This is a genomic window from Saccharopolyspora gregorii, from assembly GCF_024734405.1.
Taxonomy (GTDB): domain Bacteria; phylum Actinomycetota; class Actinomycetes; order Mycobacteriales; family Pseudonocardiaceae; genus Saccharopolyspora_C; species Saccharopolyspora_C gregorii.
In genome coordinates, this window is record NZ_CP059556.1 from 2,390,948 (window position 1) to 2,411,151 (window position 20,204).

At 73.6% G+C, this 20,204-nt stretch carries 19 protein-coding genes; 4 read left to right on the plus strand and 15 right to left on the minus strand.

Going from position 1 to position 20,204, the window contains the following annotated elements; translation table 11 throughout:
* Together H1226_RS10255 and H1226_RS10260 are read right to left on the minus strand one after the other, a co-directional pair.
* Nucleotides 1–642 carry a DUF6879 family protein gene (locus H1226_RS10255; RefSeq protein ID WP_258348699.1) on the minus strand — a complete coding sequence of 214 codons (642 nt, stop codon included), beginning with the start codon at nt 640–642 and terminating at the stop codon, nt 1–3.
* Entirely contained in the window at nt 635–904 is a 270-nt protein-coding gene (locus tag H1226_RS10260) for a hypothetical protein (RefSeq protein WP_258348700.1), read from the minus strand. The genes H1226_RS10255 and H1226_RS10260 overlap by 8 nt, the downstream gene beginning before the upstream one ends.
* Before the next feature lie 626 nt (nt 905–1,530).
* On the opposite strand from H1226_RS10260, the gene H1226_RS10265 reads away from it, so the two are divergent.
* A complete protein-coding gene (locus H1226_RS10265) occupies nt 1,531–4,125 on the plus strand; it encodes a LuxR family transcriptional regulator (RefSeq protein WP_258348701.1) in 2,595 nt (864 codons plus the stop codon).
* Here H1226_RS10265 and H1226_RS10270 read toward each other — a convergent pair.
* From H1226_RS10270 to H1226_RS10305, 8 genes are all read right to left on the minus strand, one after another.
* Complete coding sequence (locus H1226_RS10270; protein ID WP_258348702.1) at nt 4,115–4,543, minus strand: Dabb family protein; 429 nt, start codon at nt 4,541–4,543, stop codon at nt 4,115–4,117. The genes H1226_RS10265 and H1226_RS10270 overlap by 11 nt on opposite strands.
* Nucleotides 4,543–5,703 carry an MFS transporter gene (locus H1226_RS10275; RefSeq protein WP_258348703.1) on the minus strand — a complete coding sequence of 387 codons (1,161 nt, stop codon included), beginning with the start codon at nt 5,701–5,703 and terminating at the stop codon, nt 4,543–4,545. The genes H1226_RS10270 and H1226_RS10275 overlap by 1 nt, the downstream gene beginning before the upstream one ends.
* An 89-nt stretch (nt 5,704–5,792) precedes the next feature.
* Complete coding sequence (locus H1226_RS10280) at nt 5,793–6,026, minus strand: DUF805 domain-containing protein (RefSeq protein WP_258348705.1); 234 nt, start codon at nt 6,024–6,026, stop codon at nt 5,793–5,795.
* 164 nt (nt 6,027–6,190) lie between these two features.
* Nucleotides 6,191–7,183 (minus strand): transketolase family protein, encoded by a 993-nt coding sequence (locus H1226_RS10285; protein WP_258348707.1) that lies wholly within the window; start codon nt 7,181–7,183, stop codon nt 6,191–6,193.
* Nucleotides 7,180–8,061 carry a transketolase gene (locus tag H1226_RS10290; RefSeq protein WP_258348710.1) on the minus strand — a complete coding sequence of 294 codons (882 nt, stop codon included), beginning with the start codon at nt 8,059–8,061 and terminating at the stop codon, nt 7,180–7,182. The genes H1226_RS10285 and H1226_RS10290 overlap by 4 nt, the downstream gene beginning before the upstream one ends.
* Nucleotides 8,058–9,377, minus strand: coding sequence for an MFS transporter (locus tag H1226_RS10295; RefSeq protein ID WP_258348713.1), 1,320 nt, complete (start codon nt 9,375–9,377; stop codon nt 8,058–8,060). The genes H1226_RS10290 and H1226_RS10295 overlap by 4 nt, the downstream gene beginning before the upstream one ends.
* Nucleotides 9,378–9,442: 65 nt before the next feature.
* Entirely contained in the window at nt 9,443–10,309 is an 867-nt protein-coding gene (locus tag H1226_RS10300) for an NAD(P)-dependent oxidoreductase (RefSeq protein ID WP_258348714.1), read from the minus strand.
* 119 nt (nt 10,310–10,428) lie between these two features.
* Entirely contained in the window at nt 10,429–11,127 is a 699-nt protein-coding gene (locus H1226_RS10305; protein ID WP_258348715.1) for a FadR/GntR family transcriptional regulator, read from the minus strand.
* Nucleotides 11,128–11,447: 320 nt separating this feature from the next.
* Between H1226_RS10305 and H1226_RS10310 the strand changes: the two genes are divergently transcribed.
* Nucleotides 11,448–12,983 carry a GMC family oxidoreductase gene (locus H1226_RS10310; RefSeq protein WP_258348716.1) on the plus strand — a complete coding sequence of 512 codons (1,536 nt, stop codon included), beginning with the start codon at nt 11,448–11,450 and terminating at the stop codon, nt 12,981–12,983.
* Between the two features lie 19 nt (nt 12,984–13,002).
* On the opposite strand, the gene H1226_RS10315 is transcribed toward H1226_RS10310, so the two are convergent.
* Nucleotides 13,003–14,286 (minus strand): alpha-hydroxy-acid oxidizing protein, encoded by a 1,284-nt coding sequence (locus H1226_RS10315; protein ID WP_258348717.1) that lies wholly within the window; start codon nt 14,284–14,286, stop codon nt 13,003–13,005.
* A 70-nt stretch (nt 14,287–14,356) separates the two neighbouring features.
* Complete coding sequence (locus H1226_RS10320) at nt 14,357–14,857, minus strand: MarR family winged helix-turn-helix transcriptional regulator (RefSeq protein ID WP_309148799.1); 501 nt, start codon at nt 14,855–14,857, stop codon at nt 14,357–14,359.
* A 49-nt stretch (nt 14,858–14,906) separates the two neighbouring features.
* Between H1226_RS10320 and H1226_RS10325 the strand changes: the two genes are divergently transcribed.
* On the plus strand, nt 14,907–15,839 hold the full coding sequence (locus H1226_RS10325; RefSeq protein WP_258348719.1) for an amidohydrolase family protein: 933 nt from the start codon (nt 14,907–14,909) through the stop codon (nt 15,837–15,839).
* A 69-nt stretch (nt 15,840–15,908) separates the two neighbouring features.
* Nucleotides 15,909–16,205, plus strand: a complete 297-nt coding sequence (locus H1226_RS10330; protein WP_258348721.1) for an SDR family oxidoreductase — start codon at nt 15,909–15,911, stop codon at nt 16,203–16,205.
* On the opposite strand, the gene H1226_RS10335 is transcribed toward H1226_RS10330, so the two are convergent.
* The 3 genes from H1226_RS10335 to H1226_RS10345 form a co-directional block, all read right to left on the minus strand.
* Nucleotides 16,156–17,415, minus strand: coding sequence for an ROK family transcriptional regulator (locus tag H1226_RS10335; RefSeq protein ID WP_258348723.1), 1,260 nt, complete (start codon nt 17,413–17,415; stop codon nt 16,156–16,158). The genes H1226_RS10330 and H1226_RS10335 overlap by 50 nt on opposite strands.
* Before the next feature lie 295 nt (nt 17,416–17,710).
* A complete protein-coding gene (locus tag H1226_RS10340; protein ID WP_258348727.1) occupies nt 17,711–18,937 on the minus strand; it encodes an acyl-CoA dehydrogenase family protein in 1,227 nt (408 codons plus the stop codon).
* Nucleotides 18,938–19,001: 64 nt separating this feature from the next.
* Nucleotides 19,002–20,147 (minus strand): NtaA/DmoA family FMN-dependent monooxygenase, encoded by a 1,146-nt coding sequence (locus tag H1226_RS10345; RefSeq protein ID WP_258348730.1) that lies wholly within the window; start codon nt 20,145–20,147, stop codon nt 19,002–19,004.
* Nucleotides 20,148–20,204 lie beyond the last annotated feature (57 nt).

The window sequence follows — 20,204 nt, forward strand, 5'->3', positions numbered from 1 at the left end:
TCAGGCCGAGGGCGCTCGGCGACCCGCGGGGCGCAGCCCCCGCACCGCCCGGTCGAAGAACGCGTCGATCCGTTCTCCGCTGCGGTGCAGGGAATCGATGAACGTCGCCCAGCGTTGCGCGGTCGGCCCGTCGACGCACCGCACCGCGCCCGCCGCCACGCCGTCCGCGTCGTAGCGGACCTCGTAGACGGTGTCCGGGCCGAGCACGAAGATCTCCGGCAGCGGGCCGTCGCGTTCCCACTCCGCCAGCGCCGCCGCATCGACCACGCTGATCGACGCGCCGGACTCGTGCCGGATCAGCAACGAGTTCAGCTCCCAGATCAGGTAGGGGCTCAGCGGTTCCTCGACCACCCGGACGCGGCGCACGGAGAACCCGTGCGCTTCGACCCGGTCGAAGTAGTCCACCAGCTTCGGCCGCCGTTCTTCGAGCAGTCGCAGCGACCGATCCCAATCCCCGTCGTCGAACGCTTTCCAGCTGGCGCTTTCCGGCTGCCGGAAGACCTGCCTGCGTTCGAACTTCCACGCTCCGGTGTTGCTGCGGTTCCAGAACCGGTCGCGGAAATCGGCGAGGTAGTCGTCGAGCGCCAGCTCGTCCCCGGTGATCGAAGCGGGGCATCCGGTGATCGAGGTCGCGTCAGTCATCGGGGATGTCCCCTTTCGCGGACCGGAGCATCGATCCGGGGATGACGACGAGACGTTCGTCGAATCCGACGTTCACCCCGTCCGGCAGCGATCCCGCGTAGGAGTCGGTGAGGTCGCGGCCGATCACGGCGACGTCGCCGTTGTCCAGTTCCCAGATGTCCGGGCAGGTCGGTTCGTCGTCGGTGTGGCCGAGTTCCAGCGCGGATCTGCCCAGTCTTCTTCGAAAGGTCGCGGACGCGTCCGCTTCCCAGGGTCGTGGCATGGTCATCCCCTCCGCTGATCATGGACCCGGCGGGACAAGGCCACGGAAAGCAGCCTCGTTCGGGGAAGTATTCCTCGATCACTGCCGTGTTGGAAACTTCCCGCTTTATGGTTCGATCGCCTGGAGATCTCCATTGTAAAGACGTGGCGAACGGGGGCGGGGATGCTATTGCTCCGCGTCACTCGGATGAGCGGGATTAATGCCTGATTGGTGGAGAAATGCTGCACGCGTGCGGTTTCGTCCGCGAAATCTGCACGGTCTGAGAGCGAAGTATCCGCGGCTGGCGCCCCCTGGCGCCTGCATAAGCAGCCCGGAATACTCATGGTGCACCGAAGGTAGCACCTGTGTCGGTGAATTCGTCCCGCGCAGCGGGATCGTTACGCATCTTCGACCAAACGCGCACAATGCGAAAATCCCACCGCCGCACCGCCCAATCCCCACCGGTGAATGGCCCACCCGACTCGTCTGATGGGTCGAATGGGCCACTCACCTGACGTGGAACCCGCGGCCGAGCTCGGCGCGGAGTCCGCCGACGGCTTTCGGACGGCGTTCCGGTCGACGGGCGCTTCGGCCGGGATCGGGGATCGCGTGCGCCTCGCCGCCCGCCACGCCGGTAATCTCGCCGCATGCGCACGGTGCCGCCGCTCGTCGGGCGGGACGAGGAACTTCGCCGGCTGGAGCAGCTGACCCGTGCCGCGGCCGAGGGGCGCGGTGGCGCGCTGGTGCTGCGCGGGGAGCCGGGCATCGGCAAGAGCGCGCTGCTCGACCGGGTTCGCCGGTCGGACGGATTCCGGGTCGTCGAGGCCTCCGGGGTCGAGCCCGAAGCGGAGCTGCCGTTCGCCGGGCTGCACCAGCTGTGCCTGCCGCTGCTCGGCCGGGCCGCCGAGGTGCCCGCGGCCCTGCGCGACGCGTTCGGCTCGGCGGGCGCGCCGGACGTGTTCCGGGTCGGGCTGGCGGTGCTGGAGCTGATCGGCGCGGCCGCGCGGGAACGGCCGGTGCTGTGCGCGATCGACGACGCCCACTGGCTGGACCACGCCTCGGCGAAGGTGCTGTCGTTCGTCGCGCGGCGCATCGCCGAAGAACCGGTGGTGATGGTGTTCGCGGCGCGGGACGGGTTCGACGAACTCCCCGGGCTGGTGCTCGGCGGCCTGCCCGAGGCGCAGGCGCGTCTGCTGGTGCGCGCCACGCTCGACGAGCAGGTGCGGGACCGCATCCTCGCCGAGGCGCGCGGGAACCCGTTGGCCCTGCTGGAGTTGCCGGGGGAGGACGGCGATCCGCCGGTGACCTCGTCCGTGCCGCACCGGATCGAACGCTCCTTCCGCGCCAGGTTCGCGCAGCTGCCCGCGACCGCCCGGGCGCTGCTGGTCGTCGCCGCCGCCGAACCGGCCGGGGATCCGGTGCCGGTGTGGGCCGCGGCCCACCGGCTCGGCATCGACGGCGGGGCGGCCGCGGCGGTGGAAGCCTCCGGACTGGCCGAGTTTGGCACCCGGGTCCGGTTCTGCCATCCGCTGGCCCGGTCCGCGGTCCTCGGCGCCGCCGACGCGGAGCAGCGCCACGCCGCGCACCGGTCGCTCGCCGCCGTCACCGACCCGGTCGCCGACCCGGACCGCCGCGCCTGGCACCGCGGCCGGTCCGGCACCGGCCCCGATGAGGACGTGGCCGCGGAGCTGGAGTCGGCCGCGGCCCGCGCCGGCGCGCGCGGCGGTGTCGCGGCGACCGCCACCGTCCTCGAACGCGCTGCGGCGCTGTCGCTGGACCCGGTGCGCCGCACCGACCGCACGTTCGCGGCCGTGCGGGCGCGGCTCGCGGCGGGCGGCGTCGAGGCGGCGGCCGAGCTGCTCGCGACCGCGGACACCGGCGGCCTCGACGAGCGGCGGCGTGCCGAAGCCGACCTGTTGCGCGGCCGGATCGCGTTCGCCGCGGGCGGCGACGACGGCCCGGCGTTCATGCTCCGCGCCGCCCAGCGCGTGTCCGAAGTGGACCCGGCGGTGTCCCGGGAGCACCACCTGGACGCGCTGGAGATGGCGCTGGTCGTCGGCCGGGCGTCCGGGGTGCTCGACGCGGTGCTGGCCGCCGCCGCACCCGCACCAGGGCCGCCGGACGTACTCGACGCGCTGGTGGCGCTGGAGACCCGCGGCCACCGGGCGGCGGGCCCGCTGCTGCGCGCCGCCGTCGCCGACGACGCCGCGATCGCCGCCCGCCCCGCGCTGGCCGCCATGATCGCGGCCGAGCTGTGGGACCTGGACGCGCACGCCGACGTCACCGGCCGGATCGTGCGGGCGGGCCGCACCTCCGGCTCGCCGATGGTGGTGCGGCTCGGCCTCGCCCAGACCGCGTCCGGTGCCGTGCTCGCCGGTGACTTCGCCACCGCCGCGTCGGCGATCGCCGAGGAGGAGGCCATCGCCGACGCCGCGGGGGAACCGCCGCTGCGGTATCCGCGCCTGCACCTGGCCGCGATGCGCGGGGACCACGCGGAACTGGCCCGGCTGGGCGCCGAGGGGGACGGCGGCGGGCAGCTCGCCGCCAACCTGCACTGGGCCACCGCGCTGCTGCACAACGGGCGCGGCGACTACCGGGCGGCGCTGGCCGCGGCCGAGGAGGCGACCGTGCCCGGCGACCTGTTCCTCGCCGGGATCGCGCTGCCCGAACTGGTCGAGGCCGCCTCCCGCTGCGGTGCGCGGGCCGCCGCCGAAGCCGCCGCCGACTCGCTCGCCGAACGGACCCGGGCCGGTGGCTCGCCGTGGGGCCTCGGCGTGGCCGCCTGCGCCCGCGCGCTGATCAGCGGGGACGAGGACGACTACCGGGAAGCCCTCGACCACCTCGACCGTTCCCCGGCGGCCCCGCACCGGGCGCGGGCCCGGCTGCTGTACGGGGAATGGCTGCGCAGGCGGAACCGCGGGCTCGACGCCCGGGAGACCCTGCGTGCCGCGCACCGGGAACTCGCCGACCTCGGGATGACCGCGTTCGCCGACCGTGCCGCCGACGAGCTGCGCGCGGCCGGTGGACGGGTGACCCGGCGCCCCGCGTCCGCCGCCGCGGAGCTCACCCTCCAGGAACGGCACATCGCGCGGCAGGTGGCGACGGGCGCGACGTCGAAGGAGGTCGCGGAACGGCTGTTCCTCAGCCCGCGCACGGTCGACGCCCACCTGCGCAACATCTTCCGCAAGCTCGGCGTCAGCTCGCGCCGGCAGCTCCGCGACCTCCCCGGAGTCACTGCCTGACCCGCTCGCCGTGCGGGCCGGGGGCGGCGCTGCCGCGGTACTCGCCGAGGCCGGAGACGAGCGCGGCGATGTCCGGCATGCCGTCGTACCGCCGCCGGTGCAGCTCCGCGATCTTCTCGGCGAGCCCGGGGTCCGGGTCGTCGGTGATGTCGAACGACGCGAACCTGTCCACCAGCGGCAACCCGACGCGGTCGGTGGCGAGGTGTGCCGGGTGCACCAGGTACTCCTGGTAGCCGTCCAGGTCGGCCAGCACGAAGACGGCGCCGTAGTCGTAGTCGCCGCCGTGGTCCGGGCCGACGACGAAGGACCGCACCGCCGGGATGGTCCGGCCCTGGTTGCGCAGGCTCTCCAGGGCCTCCTCGACGCGTTCCGGGTCCGCGTCGGCCCGGAAGGTGAACCGGTTTCCGTGGTAGATCATCAGGATTTCCTCTCGTTCCGGTGCAGCGCCGTCGCGGTGCACCCGGCCGCGGCCAGCGCCGCGCCGGTCCAGGTGAAGGCGCCGGAGATCCCGGCCACCTCGATGAGCGGTTGCGCGGCCAGCGGGGACAGGAACTGGCCGAGGAAGATGCCGGTGACCAGTCCGCTGAGCACCCGCCCGCGCCTGGCGGGCGCCGCTACCTCGGCGAGCCGCAGGTTCAGGTCGGGAACCACGAGCCCGACGCCGACGCCGCCGACGAGCAGCCCGAGCACGACCGGCCCGGCGGAACCGGCGGTGCCGATCACCACCCAGCCCAGTCCGAGCAGGGTGATGCTGCCCGCCGTGAGCACGCGCGGGGCCAGCCTGCCGCGCAACGCCGGGAAGGCCAGTGCGCCGACCGCGCCGGTCAGCGTGCTGCACGCGACGACGGCACCGGTGACCGCCGGGCCGAGGTGGAAACCGGCCAGCAGGAACGGCAGCTGCGTCGGCGCCATGTAGAACACGAGCGTCGCCACCAGCGCCAGCAGGTAGATCCCGCCGATGCGCCCGCTGTTCCGCGCCCGACCGGCGGCGGGCGGGCCCGCGGTGCGCGGAATTCCCCTTACCGTCCGCAGCGCGAACGGCAGCACCAGCGCACCGGCGGCGTAGAGCCAGAACGGCAGTCGCCAGTGCACCGCCGCCAGCACCCCGGCCAGCGGCAGGAAGACGACACCGCCGAGGCTCGCGGCCGCCTGCTGCATCCCGAGGAACGCGGCGCGACGCCCCCCGTCGAACCAGTCGGTGATCAACGCGCTGATCGCGGTCATGAGCCCGCCGACGGCGACCCCGAGCAGCACCCGCGTCACCAGCAGCGGCCCCAGGCCGGTCGCGAAGTAGCCCGCAGTGCCCGCCACCGCGTACAGCGCCAGCGCGCCGACCAGCAGCGGACGGCGGCCGAGCCGGTCGGCGACCGCACCGGAGATCGGCGCGCTGATCGCGATCGCCAGCGACGTGATCGTCAACGCCAGCCGCACCAGCACGTCGGCGCCCGCGAACTCGCCGGTCATCGCGGGCAGGCTCGGCGCGATCAGCGCCGCCGACATGATCGTCAACCCGGCGGCGCCCAGCACCGTCGCCCGCGCCGCCCGCGTCGGCGCTCCCTGAACCGTCGTTCCACTCACGACGTCGACCCTGGCACCGGCCGCGGGCGGAACGCGTCGGCGAAAATCACCTAGGCCGAACGCGGCGGACGGCTAGGTGGTTCGCGCGATCAGGGGCCGTACTGGTCCACGTGCGGTCGGCTCGGCTCCGCCCAGGAGATCAGCACGATGAGGCAGGCGCAGGCGGGCAGGCACCGGCGGCCGCTGCGGCCCGTGTCGTGCAGCCGCCGGATGCCGACGGCGACGAACGGGATCAAACCTCCGTACGCGACGGCGGCGAAGGTGCCCCGCGGCTGCGGGGGTCGCGGTGCGGGCTCGACGTCGCCCGGATCATCTGCCAGCACCGACGCAGTGTCCGACCGAATCCCCGCCCCCGCACCGAAATCGGAGATCAGCACTCGAACGGAGGCACGCGGAGGCGGTTCGCCCGGCCGCTCGCTCACGCCGCCCACCCGCCGCCCGGCCGGACCGCACCGGCCGGGCGTTCGAAGTTCAGCGGGACACCACCTCACCCGAGTTCGGTGAGGACCTTGTCGACGATGGTGGTGCGGGCGAGGCCGTAGCGTTCGTGGAGGGTGGGGAGGGCTCCCGCGTCGAGGAATTCGTCGGGGAGGGCGATGGGGACGACGCGCTGCTGCACGCCGCCCTTGGCCAGTTCCGCGGCGAGGGCCTCGAAGAGGCCGCCGACGACGGTGTGGTTCTCCAGCGTCACCACGAGCCTGCCGCCGCCGAGCTCGGCGAGCACGGTCTCCGAGTCGAACGGCTTGATGGTGGGGCTGTGCACGACCGACACGTCCACGCCGTGCTCGGCGAGGTCCTGCGCGGCCTGCAGCGCGCGCATCGTCATCAGCCCGCTGGAGACGAACACGACGTCGTTGCCGCCGCGCAGCACCGATGCCTTGCCGAGCCGGAACTCGTAGTCGTACTCGTCGAGCACCGTCGGCACCTTCCCGCGCAGCAGCCGCAGGTACGTGGGCCCGTCCGAGGCCGCGAGCTGCGGCACCGCCTGCTCGATGTCCACCGAGTCGCACGGGTCGACGATGGTCAGGTTCGGCATGCCCCGGAAGATCGCGACGTCCTCGGTCGCCTGGTGGCTCGGGCCGTACCCCGTGGTGAGCCCGGGCAGGCCGCCGATGATGTTGACGTTCAGGTTCGGTTCGGCGATGTCCAGGCACAGGAAGTCGTACGCCCGCCGCGCCGCGAACACGCTGTAGGTGGAGGCGAACGGCACCAGGCCGACCTCCGCCATGCCGGCCGCGGCGCCGAACAGCAGCTGCTCGGCCATGCCCATCTGGAAGAACCGGTCCGGGTGGGCTTCGGCGAACACGTGCATGTCGGTGTACTTGCCGAGGTCGGCGGTGAGACCGACGATCCGCTGGTCCTGCTCGGCGAGCGCGGCGAGCGCGTGCCCGAACGGGGCGGGCGCGGTCCGCTGCCCGGGGTCGGCGAACGAGGCGATCATCGCCGAGGTGGTGAGGCGCTTCGTGGTGGGGGTGCTCATGCGCTCGCTCCTTCGAAACCGGCGGTGAGCTGGTCGCGGCACAGCTGCCACTCGTGCTCGTCGATCCGCATGAAGTGGGCCTTCTCGCGGGATTCCAGCAGCGGGACGCCCCGGCCGATCTTCGTGTCGCAGAGGATCACCGAGGGGGCGCCCTCCGGCCCGGCCTGCTCGGCGGCCGCGTCGAACGCCGCCAGGAGTGCTTCGACGTCGTTGCCGTCGACGCGCTGGGTGAACCAGCCGCAGGCCGCCCACTTCTCCTCGGCCGGTTCGATGCTGAGCACCGATTCGGTCTTCCCGTCGGCCTGCAGCGCGTTCATGTCCACGATCGCGGTCAGGTTCCCCAGCCGGTGGTGCTTCGCACCCATCGCGGCCTCCCAGGTGGAGCCCTCGTCGAGCTCCCCGTCGGAGAGGAAGTTGAACACCCGCGGGGATTCGCCGCGCAGCCGCAGCCCCAGCGCCATGCCCACCGCGACGGTCAGACCGTGGCCGAGCGACCCACCGGAGATCTCCATGCCGGGCGTGTAGGAGGCCATGCCGGACATGGGCAGCCGCGACCCGTCCGAACCGTAGGTCTCCAGCTCCGCCACCGGAACGACCCCGGCCTCCGCCAGCGCGGCGTACAGCGCGATCGCGTAGTGGCCGGTGGACAGCAGGAACCGGTCCCGCTGCGCCCAGTGCGGGTCGGCCGGGCGCAGCCGCAGCTGGTCCACGTAGGACACCGCGAGCACGTCGGCGACGCCCAGCGCCTGTCCCACGTAGCCCTGGCCCTGCACTTCGCCCATGTTCAGCATGTGGTGGCGCATCCGGTACGCGGCGTGGCGCACCCGATCCGCGCGCGCGGCGAGACCTTCCGCGCGCGACTCGCTCGGTGCGGTCATGCGGTCCTCACTTCCTTTCCGGGGGCCGGATCGGTGTCCGGCAACTTCGCGGGAGCGGTTTCCGCGGTGAACGCGGCCGCGGCGGTGGAGACGACGCCCAGCAGCACGAACAGCAGCGCCGCGCCGAGCCAGCCGGCGACGCCGTACAGCGCGGTCGCCAGGAACGGCAGCAGGCCCGCCACCATCGAGGCGCCGTTGTAGCCCAGCGAGATCCCGGACGAGCGCACGTCCCGCGGGAACTGCTCGGAGAACCAGGACGACTCCACCGCGAAGATCGGGTCGTGGCTCAGCAGCAGCCCCAGCGACACCGCCACCACCACGGCGATGCCCGCGCCCGTGTTCACCAGCAGGAACATCGGGATGCCGAAGGCGATGGTGAACACCGATCCGAGCAGGAACACGGGTTTGCGCCCGATCCGGTCCGAGAGCGCGCCGAACAGCAGGTGGCTGAGCAGGCCCAGCGCCGAACCGACGATGGTGCCGACCAGCACGTGCTGCTTGTCCGCCAGCCCGGCCAGCACCACGTACGAGAGCAGGAAGCTGGTGGTGATGTAGTAGCCGCCGGTCTCCGCGAGCCGCAGCGCCACGATCTTGAGGATCACCCGCCAGTCGCGGCGCAGCACCTCCAGCGCCGGGGTCGCGTGGATCTCGCCGCCGTCCTTCATAGCGGTGAAGTCGGGGGACTCGGAGATCTTCATCCGGATGAACATGCCCGCGCCGACCATCACGATCGACACCAGGAACGGCACCCGCCACACCCAGTCGCCGTCGAACAGGGCCTCCGAGGCGAGGAACGCGCCGTTCGCCAGCAGCAGGCCCGCCGGAATGCCGATCTGCGGCACCGCGCCGAAGAACCCGCGCCTGCGTTCGGGCGCGTGCTCCACGGACATGAGCACCGCGCCACCCCACTCGGCGCCGAACCCGATGCCCTGCACGATCCGCAGCAGGATCAGCAGCACCGGTGCCAGCACCCCGACCTGGGCGAACGTCGGCAGCACGCCGATCAGCACCGTGCCCAGACCCATGATCGCCAGCGACCACATGAGCACCGTCTTGCGGCCCAGCCGGTCCCCGTAGTGCCCGGCGAGGTAGCCGCCCAGCGGGCGGAAGAAGAAGCCGACGGCGAGCGTGGCGAACGAGGCCAGCACGCCGATGAGCTCGTTGCCGGTGTGGAAGAACACCGACCCGAAGTAGGCCGCCGACGCGGTCCCGTAGATGAAGAAGTCGTAGCTCTCGACCGCGGTACCGATCATCGACGCGACCGACACCTTCGCCGGGTTGTCGCGCGGTGGTCCGGTGGTGGGCGCAGCGGACATGGTCTGCTCCTTTGCAGCGACCGCAGGGGACGCAGGGATTTCCGCGTGGTGCGGGGAAGAACGGGTCAGGGCGCGGGGTAGGTCTCGATCACCCGCGAGTCGTCGCGCGCGCCCAGTCCGGCGTCGGCGGCGCGCTCGTAGCGCTCCCGGGCTAGGTCCAGCAACGGCGTGTCCGCCCCGGCCTGCCGGGCGGCGTCGGCGACGAGGTTGCTGTCCTTGACGAAGATGCCGATGGTGCTGGTCACCTCCACGTCGGTGCCCCGCAGCATCCGCGGACCGCGGTCGGAGAGCATCCACGACCCGGCCGCGCCGGACTCGACCAGGGACAGCACCTGCTCGCGGTCCAGGCCGAGTTCTCCGGCCAGCGACAGGGCTTCGGCGGCGGCGACGATGTGCACCGAGCACAGGTGCTGGTTCACCACCTTGATCGCCTGGCCGTCGCCGATGCGCTCGCCGACCTCGCGGACCGCGCCGAAGCGCTCCAGCACCGGGCGGGCGGCGGCGACGGTCGCCGGGTTCCCGGCCGCGAACAGCGTCAGCTCACCCGTGCGCGCCCGCGCCACGCCGCCGGTCACCGGCACGTCGAGCACCAGCGCGCCGGCCGCGGCGAGCCGGGATCCCTGCTCCCGCACCGAATCCGGGCCGACGGTGCTCATCACGATCCAGCGCTGCCCGTCGAGGTCGTTGCGGCGCAACGCCTCGTCGACGAGGGCGGCCAGCTGGTCCGGGGTCGCGACCATCACGACGACGAACTCGGCGCGCGGTGCCTCCGCGATCGACGCGACCGCCGGAATCCCCTGCGCCGCAGCCCATTCCCGCGCGGACGGGCCCGGGTCGACGGCGGTCGTCGCGCGGCCGGCGGCGACCAGCCTGCTCGCCATGTGCCGGCCGATGGCCCCGATACCGACGAACACGACATCGGGTTCACTCATCTGACAAACCTCCTGCTCGGGCCCGGGAGCGGGCAGCGCGCACCGGCACCCGGACCTCGGGTGCGGTGCTGGGTGGGCGTGCCGGGTGATCGGCTCCGGCCCAGGGGTGGCTGGTGCGGTCAGCTCTCGCCGGTCAGCGAGGACCAGACCTCGAAGTGGCGGCGCATCGCGGCCCGCGCCGCTTCGCCGTCGCGGTTCTCGACGGCGTCGACGATTCCGTAGTGGACGGTGTCGATGACCCGTTCTTCGCCCGGCGCCAGGGGAGCGCGTGCGACGGCGACCCGGCGGCGGTCCACCACCTCGTCGCGCAGCACGTGGCTCAGCCCGTCGTGCAGCAAGGTGAAGATGGGGTTGTCGACGATGGTGAACAGGCGGCGGTGGAAGTCCAGGTCCGCCTCCAGCGCGCGGTCGTCCTCGCCCGCCGCGCTCGCGCGCACCATCTCGTCGACCAGGTCGCGCAGCACCTCGACGTCGTCGGCGGTCGCCAGCCGCGCAGCCGCCTCGGACATGCTGATCTCCAGCATCTCCCGGGCGGAGCGGAACTGGCCGCCGCCGAGCTGGCCGAGTTCGTTCGACAGGTCGAAGTACAGCTGGATGAAACCGGCGTCCGGGACGCCGAGGTAGGAGCCGCGGCCCTGGGTGCGGGTCAGGAAACCCAGCATCTCCAGCATCGACAGCTGCTCGCGCAGCGCGCCCCGGCTGATGTCCAGCGAGGAGACCAGCTCCCGCTCGGTCGGCAGCCGGAGCAGGTCCGTGCCCGGTTCGGGAGTGGCCTGCTCGGCCAGGCTGCGCACCAGGAACGAGAGATCGACACCCACTGGACACCTCCTTTGGTAGGACCAATGCCGGGTACGTTAAGCGCGGCCGGGAGACCTGTCAACGATTTGGTCCGACCTTTCCGCGGCGGCCGACGCGCTTCCCGGTCGCGGCGGCCGAGTCCCGCCGCCCGGGCCTGCCGCGGCCGGCCGATGTCCCGTTCGTCCGGATGCCGCGTTCCGGTGCGCCGTTCACCTGCGACGGAAGCTGAAACCGGTGAGCTGGCGCACAGTCCGTTGCGCGTGCCGTGGCGGCATGGTTTCTCCTGCCACCGGGGAGATCGAGAACCGGCGTCCGCGCGGGCGCCGGCGGAGGAGGGGCGATGTACGACGCGATCATCATCGGAGCAGGGTCCGCGGGGGCGGCGGTGGCCGCGAGACTCGCCGAGGACGACGGACGGCGCGTGCTGCTCCTCGAAGCGGGCCCCGACTACCGCTCCGCCGACACGCCACCCGAGATCCGCGGCGTCGAACCCGGCAAGATCAAGCTGGTGGAGCAGCTGGCGGCCACCCACACGTTCCCCGAGCTGTGCGCGTCCCGGTCCGCCGTGCAAGGGCCCGCGCGCTACGTGCGGGGCCGGGGCGTCGGTGGCAGCTCCGCGGTCAACGGGCTGTTCGCGATCCGGCCGACCGTCGAGGACCTCGACGGCTGGGCCGCGCAGGGGTGCACCGGCTGGGGGTACCAGGACGTGCTGCCGCTGCTGAACCGGCTGGAGGACGACCACGACTTCGCCGACCGGCCCTACCACGGCTCCGGCGGCCCCATCCCGGTGCGCCGGCCGCGGCGGGAGGACTTCGCCACCGTCGAAGCCGCCCTGGACCGGATCGCGGAGCGGCGCGGCCACCCGTGGGCGCCGGACCACAACGCACCCGGCTCGACCGGGGTGTCGCCGTACGCGTTCAACGCGATCGGCGACCGGCGCGTGTCCACCAACGACGGCTACCTCGAACCGAACCGGGAGCGGGCCGAGCTGCACGTCATCGGCGGCGCGCTCGTCGACCGCATCCGGTTCGCCGGGAACCGCGCCATCGGGGTGCGGGCGATCATCGGTGGTGAGCCGGTGGAGTACCGCGCCGCCGAGACCGTGCTCGCCGCCGGTGCCGTGCACACCCCGGCGATCCTGCAGCGCTCCGGCGTCGGACCCGCCGCGGAGCTGCGCGAGCTCGGCATCCGGCCGGTCGCCGACCTGCCGGTGGGAGACGGGTTGCAGGACCACCCGGCGATCCTGCTGGCGCTCGCGCTGCACGAACCACCGGACTACGGCGGCCTGCCCGAACGCGGGCAGCTGTGCCTGCGGTTCACCACCGGCGTCGGCGACGAGATCAACGACGGGATGCTCGCGGCGCCCGGCGCGCTCGGCATCGGCGTCCCCGTTGCGGGCGTTCTCGGCTGGAACAACCGGGTGCACTCGACCGGGCGGGTCCGCATCACCGGCACCGATCCGGCCGCGGACCCCGACGTGGCGTTCGACCTGCTCTCCGACGAGCGGGACCTGCGGCGGCTGCGCGTGGTGGTGGACGAGCTGCGCGCCTTCGCGGCGCAACCGGAACTGCGGAAGATCAGCGTGGCGATGGGGCTCGGCGCGGGCATGGTCGATCCCGCGACCGACATGGACGACCGGGAGTTCGCCGAGTTCGCGCTCGCCAACGTCAGCGACACCGCGCACGCCGCGGGCACCTGCCGGATGGGCGACCCGGACCGGCCGGACACGGTCGTCGACCCGCAGGGCCGGGTGCTCGGCGTCGACGGGCTGCGGGTCGCCGACGCGAGCGTGTTCCCGTGGCTGCCGCGCGCCAACCCGCACCTGACCGCCGTCCTCGTCGGCGAGAAGATCGCCGAATCGATCCGGGGCGCGTAGCGGGCGCGGGTCCGCCCGATCAGCCGCGGAGGACGTCCGGGGTCAGCTCGGCGGGGGAGGCGTGGCCGGTGAGGCCCAGGGTGAGGTCCAGCTCGGCGACGATGTCGGCGACCGCGTCCCGGGCCCCCGCCGCCCCCGCCAGCGCCAGCCCGTGCACGTAGGGGCGGCCGACGCAGACCGCGTCCGCGCCCAGCGCGAGCGCCTTGACCACGTCGCCGCCGGAGCGGATCCCGCTGTCGAACAGCACCGTCAGCTCCGCGCCGACGACCGGAGCGATCTCCGCCAGCGCATCCAGCGCGGCCACCGATCCGTCGACCTGGCGCCCGCCGTGGTTCGACACGACGACGCCGTCCACGCCGGCGTCCACCGCCCGGCGGGCGTCGTCCGGGTGCAGCACGCCCTTGAGCACGATCGGCAGCTTCGTGCGCTCCCGCAGCGAGGCCAGGTCGGCCCAGGTCAACGACGGCCGCGAGTAGGTGTCCAGGAAGGTGCGCACCGCCTCCCGCGGCTCCGGGGAGCGCAGGTTTCGCAGCAGCGGACCGGGGAACCGGCGGCTCATCGACAGCAGCGCCCGCACCGCGGCGAATGTGATCCGCACGTCCTCGCCGCCGGAGCCGCGCGCCACCCGTTCCCGCACCATCTCCCGGAAGCGCGGATCCGAGGTGTACTGCGCGATGCCCTCGCCGCGCGCGAACGGCAGCGAACCCAGGTCCAGGTCCCGCGGGCGCCAGCCCAGCATGGTCGTGTCGAGCGTGACCACCACGGCCTCCGCGCCGCTGCGCTCGGCGCGGGCGAGCAGGCTGTCCACCAGGTCCTCGTCGGTGCTCCAGTACAGCTGGAACCAGCGCGGCGCGTCGCCCATCGCGGCCGCGCAGTCCTCCATCGGCACGCAGGCCTGGTTGGAGAACACGTACGGCAACCCGAGCTCGGCGGCGGCCCGCGCCACGGCCAGGTCCGCTTCGGGGTGGACCAGTTCGACGGCGCCCACGGGCGCGAACAGCACCGGAGCCGGGATGCGGCGCCCGAACAGCTCGACGCCCAGGTCCCGCCGGGACACGTCGCGCAGCGTCCGCGGCACGATCGACCGGCGGTCGAACGCCGCCCGGTTGGCCCGCATCGTCGCCTCGGTGCCCGCGCCGCCCGCCACGTACGCCCAGGCGCGCGGCGAGCAGGCGCGTCGCGCGCGCCGCTCCAGCTCCCGGTGGTCGGTGGGCACCCGCGGCCTGCGGCCCGACACGCCCGCGCCGTAGATCGCGGATTGGCGGGCGCGGCCGAACCCGGCCTGCGCGGTCTCTTCGGACACGGTGGTTCCTCCCCGAGGTCGCCGGTGGGCCCGATCATCGCCGTCCGGCCGGGCCCGGGTCCACAGCGGATCAGTCGAGCTGCTCCCGGTAGCCGGAGTTGATGATGTCGGTGAGGCGTTCCAGCTGGGCCGCCAGGTGCAGCCGCTCCTCGGGGGTGAACGCGGCGTAGCCGCGGGCCTGCTCGCGGCGGCGCTGCTCGCGCAGGCGGTGCAGGGCCGTGGTGCCGCGCTCGGTGAGGCTGATCAGCACGCGGCGCTCGTCCTCGGGGCTGCGCCGCCGCGCCACCAGCCGCTTGCCCTCCAGCTGGTTCAGCATCCGGGTCGCGGTGGGCAGGGTGACGCCCGCCGCCGCGGCCAGGTCGCTCACCGGCAGTTCGGCGCCGGTCGCCAGCGGCAGCACCAGGGCCAGCTGGGCCAGCGACAGCCCTTCGACGCCCGCCGCGTGCGCGGCCCTGGCCCGGCGCATCGCGAGGAACAGCGCGTCGGCGGCCTGCGCCAGCTCGTCGACCCCGGGTTCGTCGAGGCCCGGTTCGTCGGGGCTGGAGTCCGGTTCCTGGGCGGGTCCGCTCATGGGTGCTAGCGTAGCCGTTGGTTAGCAAGCTAAGTAATAGGAGGCGGTCATGTCCACGGCACAACGCATCGACGTCCACCACCACGTCGTGCCGCCCGTCTACCGGGAAGCCCTGCAGCGCGTCGGCTCCGACGCGGCCGGCGGCAGGCACCTGCCGGACTGGAGCCCGCAGGCCTCGCTGGACCTGATGGACCGCAACGGGATCAGCACCGCGATCCTGTCCGTCACCACCCCCGGCGTCGAACCGTGGCCCGGGCAGGAAGGGCGCGACCTGGCGCGCGCCCTCAACGAGCACTGCGCCGAGCTCGTCCGCGACCACCCCGGCCGGTTCGGCTTCTGGGCGACGCTCACGCTGCCCGACGTGGACGGGGCGCTGGTCGAAGCCGAGCACGCGCTCGACGAACTGGGCGCCGACGGGGTCGTGCTGCTGGCCAACAGCGGCGGCACCTACCTCGGGGACGAGGCGTTCGAACCGCTGCTGGCCGAACTCGGCAGGCGCGGCGCCGTCGTGTTCGTGCACCCCTCGGCGCTGCCGGCCGATCCGGTGCCCGGAATCCCGCCGTTCGCCGCGGACTTCCTGCTCGACACCACCCGCGCCGCCGCGAAGCTCGCCGCGAGCGGCACGCTGCACCGCCACCCCGACCTGAAGGTCATCCTGTCGCACGCGGGCGGCTTCCTGCCCTACGCGGTGGAGCGCATCGCGGCCTGCCTGGAGATGGCCGGGAGCGAGCGGAGCACCGCGGACCTGATCGCCGACCTGCGCCGCTGCTACTTCGACACCGCGCTGTCCGCCTCGCCGTACGCGCTGCCCGGGCTGACCGCGTTCGCCGACCCCGAGCGCATCCTGTTCGGCAGCGATTTCCCCTACGCCCCGGCGGACATCGCCACCACCATGACCGAACGACTCGACGCCTCACCGGTGATCGACCACGCCGCCGTGGACCGCGAGAACGCCGCCCGCCTCCTCCCGCGCCACTCCTGACCCCCTGGGTGAGTGGCCCGTTCGACCAGCCACAGTGGGCTAACGGGCCACTCACCCGGCCGGAGTGGGGTGGGGAATCGAGGAGGACGGGCCGCGGAGGTCGCCGCCGACGGCGTCACCGTGAACCTGGTGCTGCCGGGCCGGATCGAGACCGAACGGCTGAGCTCGATGAACGAGGCGATGGCCGCCCGCCGCGGGGTCACTCCGGACGCGGTCCGCGACGCCTCCCGCGCCGACATCCCGGCGGGCCGGTTCGGCACGCCCGAGGAGTACGCGGCGGCGGTGCTGTTCCTCGCGAGCGCTCCGGCGTCCTACATCACCGGTGCGCAGCTGCGCTGCGACGGCGGCCTGGTCCGCGCCCACTAGTCGCGCGGGCGTGGTGGCGCAGCGCGCCGAGCGGATCCGCGTAGAGCACGTCCAGCGACACCGCGGCCGCCGCCTGCTGCTGGATGCCGTCCCCGGCGGCGGTGAGCCGCAGGTCGCGCGGCACCGCGGAGTGCTCGGCCACCGCCCCCGCCACCTCGCGCAGCGCCGCCGGGTGCTCGGTGAACGCCTGCCCGCCGAGCACGATCCGATCCGGGTTGACCACGTCCGCGATGTGCCCGATGGCACGCCCCAGCACCCGGGAGCGTTCTCGCAGCAGGGACGTCGCGAGCGCGTCCCCGCCCGTGGCCAGCTCGGCGAGCGCGGCGGTGGTGCGCACCTCCAGCCCGTGCGCGCCTGCCGCCGCGACCAGCGCAGTGTCGCTCACCGCGTCGGAGAGCCTGCCGGTGCGGTGCGGGTCCAGCAGCTCGGTCGGACCGGACGGCAGGTGGCCGAGCCCGCCGGGGCCGGTGCTGGGGTTGTGCACGGCTCCCCCGATGGTCAGCGCCACTCCGATCATCTCGCGGGCGTAGCAGTACAGCGTGCTGCCGTGCGGGTCGTCCGCCGGGCCGAACGACAGCTCCGCCGCGGCCATCGATTCCACGTGCGGCGCCACCGAGACCGGCAGGCCCAGCTGCTCGCCGATCAGCTCGCCGACCGGGGCGGCCCGCCAGCGCAGCAGCGGGTGGTCGACGCGGCCCAGGTCGTCGACCCGGCCGCCGAGGGCGACCCCGGCCCACAGCGGGGTCCGGCCGGGCCAGCGCGCGAGGAACCGGTGCACCCGCGAGCCGATCGCGCGCAGCACCTCACCGGCGTCCCCGCCGCCGGTGCGCGTCCGGATCCCGCCGAGCACCCGCCCGTGCAGGTCGTGCGCGGTGATCGTGGTGGTGCGGAACCCGATGTGGACTCCCGCGGTGAGGTGCGGTTCGCGGCGCAGCTCGAACGGCAGGCGCGGCCGCCCGACCGCTCCGGCCGGGGCGAGGTCGGTGCGCTCCCGCAGCAACCCGGCTTCGATCAGCGCGGCGACGTGCCGGTTCACCGTGGGCGCGCTGAGCCCGGTGCGGGTGGCGGCGACGTCGCGGAACACCGGCCCCTCGCGCCGCGCGACCCGCAGCACCGCGGCCGCGGGCGCGTCCACGATCCGCAGCCCGGGGGCGATGACGGTCGGACCGGTGTCGCGGACAGGGGGGAGCGCGTGCAGTGCTGCGGGCATGGGGTCCTCGGGAACGGGAGGACGGCACCCGGGCGAACGGCCCGGTGGCACCGTGCGGTCGGCGGATTCGTCAGCGGAGCGGCGACGAACCGCGACACAGCACCCGCACCAGCGGCAGGCGGCAGGCGAGCGCGACGGTCACGTAGGTGACCTCAGGCGGAGCGGTCGGGTTGCCGGGCACGGGCGAAAACTACCGCACCGGCACGACCCCGTTCCGCCAGGTGAGAACCGCGGCAGGGGTGAACGGCCGATCCGCCCAGCGTGGCGGGGCCGGTGGGCCGTTCACCTGGTGGGATCAGAAGTAGCCGTTGACGGGGAGCGGGGTGGCGTTGACGGTGACGTCGCCGACCACGGCCGCCTTGTAGGCGGTCGGGTTGTGCAGGGTGAGGGTGCGGATGTTGCGCCAGTGCCGGTCCAGGTTCCGCGAGCGGCTCGCCGCCGACGCGCCGCCGACCTCGAACAGGTCGGTCGCCGCGCGCAGCGCGATGGCGTCCACGTGCACCTTCACCTTGGACGCGGCCAGCGAGGCCGCCGCGAACAGCGCCGGGTCGGGCGAACCGAGCCGTTCGCTGCGGTAGGCGGCGTCGATCTCGTCGGCGGCGGCGAGCACCGCGGCCTCGGCGACGTAGGCGGCGCTGCTGATCCGGCCGACCTCGGCGTGCAGGATCGGGTCGTCGGCGGGCGAGGCGGTCGGCGCGTGCTGGAACGAGCGGGAACGGCCGCGGATCAGCGCGGCGGCGTCGGTGGCCACGCTGCGCAGGACGCCCGCGATGATCGCCTGCAGGTACAGCTGGAGCTGCGCCACGTCGCTCGTCGGCCGCGGCGAACCGTCGGTGACCCGCACGTCGATCACCTCGTGCTCCTCGATGCGCACGTCGTCGAAGACGGTGGTGCCGGTGCCGGTGCGGGTCTGCCCGATGCCGTCCCAGTCGTCCAGGACGGTCACCCCCTCGCGGCCCACCGGGACCAGCACGGCCGCGACCGAGTTCTCGTCGAGCTGCGCGGACACCCCGATGTGGTCGGCGAACAGGGTGCCGGTGGAGTAGAACTTCTCGCCGTTGAGCCGGAATCCGTCCCCGGTGCGGGTGAGCCCGGTGGCGAAGGAGAACGCCCCGGCCGCCTGCCCGCCGCGTTCGCTGTTGGCGTTGCCGAACAGCTTCCCGGCGCGGACCTCGTCGAGCCAGTGCTGCCTGCGCGGGCCGGGCGGCAGCGCGCGCAGCAGCTCGTTGACCTGCCAGAAGTGCGCTCGCAGCGCGTGCGCCACGTTCGGATCGGCCTCGGCCAGGTCGATCACCACCGACAGCAGCTGCCGCACCGAGGCACCGGGGCCGCCTTCGGACGCGGGCAGGGTGATCGCGCCGAGGCGCGCCCGGCGGATCCAGTCGATCTGCTCGTGCGCGTTGCGGTCCTTGGCCGCGCGCTCCTCGGCCCCGGCGGCGATCTCGGTGATCAGCGCGGCGAGTTCGGGGGAACCCGGCAGCACCGGGTCCGCGGGCGCGGCGATCGTGGTTTCGGCGGTCACTTCGGCTCCTCACCGTTCGAAGGGTCTGCCGCGCTGCGGCGGGGAATGCGGTGCGTGCGGGCGGTCAGGAGAACGCGCCCCGGTAGGCGGCGGCCGGGTGGTGCTCGTCGAGCAGGTCGGCGCCGGTGATCTTGCGGCGGGTGGTGCCGGGGGCGTACTCCCGTTGCGCCAGCCCGCGGTCCCGCAGCACCGGCGTGACGTGCTCGATGAACTCCAGGTAGCTGCCGGGGATCGTGTAGTTCATGACGTTGATGCCGTCGACCCCGGCGGCCCGCCACTCGTCGAGCCGGTCGGCGATCTGCTCGGGGGTGCCGACGACGCGGCTGTTCCGGGTGCGCAGCCGCGCGAGGTCGCGCACCGTCGGCTCCCGGTCCGGCACGGCCTCCCGCAACCACAGCAGGTGGCTGCGGGACCCCTCCGACTCGATGTCGCCGATCGGGGTGTCCAGGTCGTAGTGCCCGAGGTCCACGCCGATGCCGCCGGCCGCGTGCGCGATGATCGCGTCGTCGTCGAGGTACTCGTCCAGCTCGTCGGCGCGCAGCCGCGCCTCGGCCTCGGTGCTGCCGATGACGAACGACAGGCCCTGGAAGAACCGCAGGTCACCCGCCCGGCGGCCGGCCTCGGCCACGAGCCGCCGGGTGTCGTCCACCAGCGCCTTCGCATCCGCCGGGCTGGGAGACTGGATGAACTGGGCCTCCGCGTTGCGGGCCGCGAACCGGCGGCCGGTGGGGGAGGAGCCCGCCTGGAACAGCAGCGGGGTGCGCTGCGGCGACGGCGCCACCAGGTGCGGTCCTTCGACGCGGTACCGGGCACCCTCGTGGTGGATCTTGTGAATCCGGCTGAAGTCGCCGTGCACCCCGGACGCCCTGCCCTGCGGCAGCGCCCCGTCGTCCCAGGAGCCCTCCCACAGCTTGTACACCACGTCCACGTACTCGTCGGCCCACGCGTACCGCTCCTCGTGCGGGGTGATGTCGGCGTAGCCGAAGTTGCGCCACGCGTTCGGCGACAGGCTGGTGACGATGTTCCAGGCGATCCGGCCGCGCGAGGCGTGGTCCAGCGTGGAGATCTTGCGGGCGAAGTTGAACGGGTGCTCCTGCAGCACCGAACTGGTGATCGCGATCCCCAGCTCCGAGGTGGCGTGCGCGATCGCCGAGGCGATGTGCGAGGTCGTGTTCATGACGAACGCGGAGAACTGCAAGGGGCGGGGCATCGGATTCCCTCCTCGGCGCGACGGCCCGGCTCCCGCCGACGCTAGAGCCGGACCGCC

What these genes read in the sequence shown, in the direction of transcription:
- H1226_RS10255 (WP_258348699.1), bottom strand. Translation starts at nt 642, where the DNA reads ATGACTGACGCGACCTCGATCACCGGATGCCCCGCTTCGATCACCGGG.
- H1226_RS10260 (WP_258348700.1), bottom strand. Translation starts at nt 904, where the DNA reads ATGCCACGACCCTGGGAAGCGGACGCGTCCGCGACCTTTCGAAGAAGA.
- H1226_RS10265 (WP_258348701.1), top strand. Translation starts at nt 1,531, where the DNA reads ATGCGCACGGTGCCGCCGCTCGTCGGGCGGGACGAGGAACTTCGCCGG.
- H1226_RS10270 (WP_258348702.1), bottom strand. Translation starts at nt 4,543, where the DNA reads ATGATCTACCACGGAAACCGGTTCACCTTCCGGGCCGACGCGGACCCG.
- H1226_RS10285 (WP_258348707.1), bottom strand. Translation starts at nt 7,183, where the DNA reads ATGAGCACCCCCACCACGAAGCGCCTCACCACCTCGGCGATGATCGCC.
- H1226_RS10290 (WP_258348710.1), bottom strand. Translation starts at nt 8,061, where the DNA reads ATGACCGCACCGAGCGAGTCGCGCGCGGAAGGTCTCGCCGCGCGCGCG.
- H1226_RS10295 (WP_258348713.1), bottom strand. Translation starts at nt 9,377, where the DNA reads ATGTCCGCTGCGCCCACCACCGGACCACCGCGCGACAACCCGGCGAAG.
- H1226_RS10300 (WP_258348714.1), bottom strand. Translation starts at nt 10,309, where the DNA reads ATGAGTGAACCCGATGTCGTGTTCGTCGGTATCGGGGCCATCGGCCGG.
- H1226_RS10310 (WP_258348716.1), top strand. Translation starts at nt 11,448, where the DNA reads ATGTACGACGCGATCATCATCGGAGCAGGGTCCGCGGGGGCGGCGGTG.
- H1226_RS10320 (WP_309148799.1), bottom strand. Translation starts at nt 14,857, where the DNA reads ATGAGCGGACCCGCCCAGGAACCGGACTCCAGCCCCGACGAACCGGGC.
- H1226_RS10325 (WP_258348719.1), top strand. Translation starts at nt 14,907, where the DNA reads ATGTCCACGGCACAACGCATCGACGTCCACCACCACGTCGTGCCGCCC.
- H1226_RS10335 (WP_258348723.1), bottom strand. Translation starts at nt 17,415, where the DNA reads ATGCCCGCAGCACTGCACGCGCTCCCCCCTGTCCGCGACACCGGTCCG.
- H1226_RS10345 (WP_258348730.1), bottom strand. Translation starts at nt 20,147, where the DNA reads ATGCCCCGCCCCTTGCAGTTCTCCGCGTTCGTCATGAACACGACCTCG.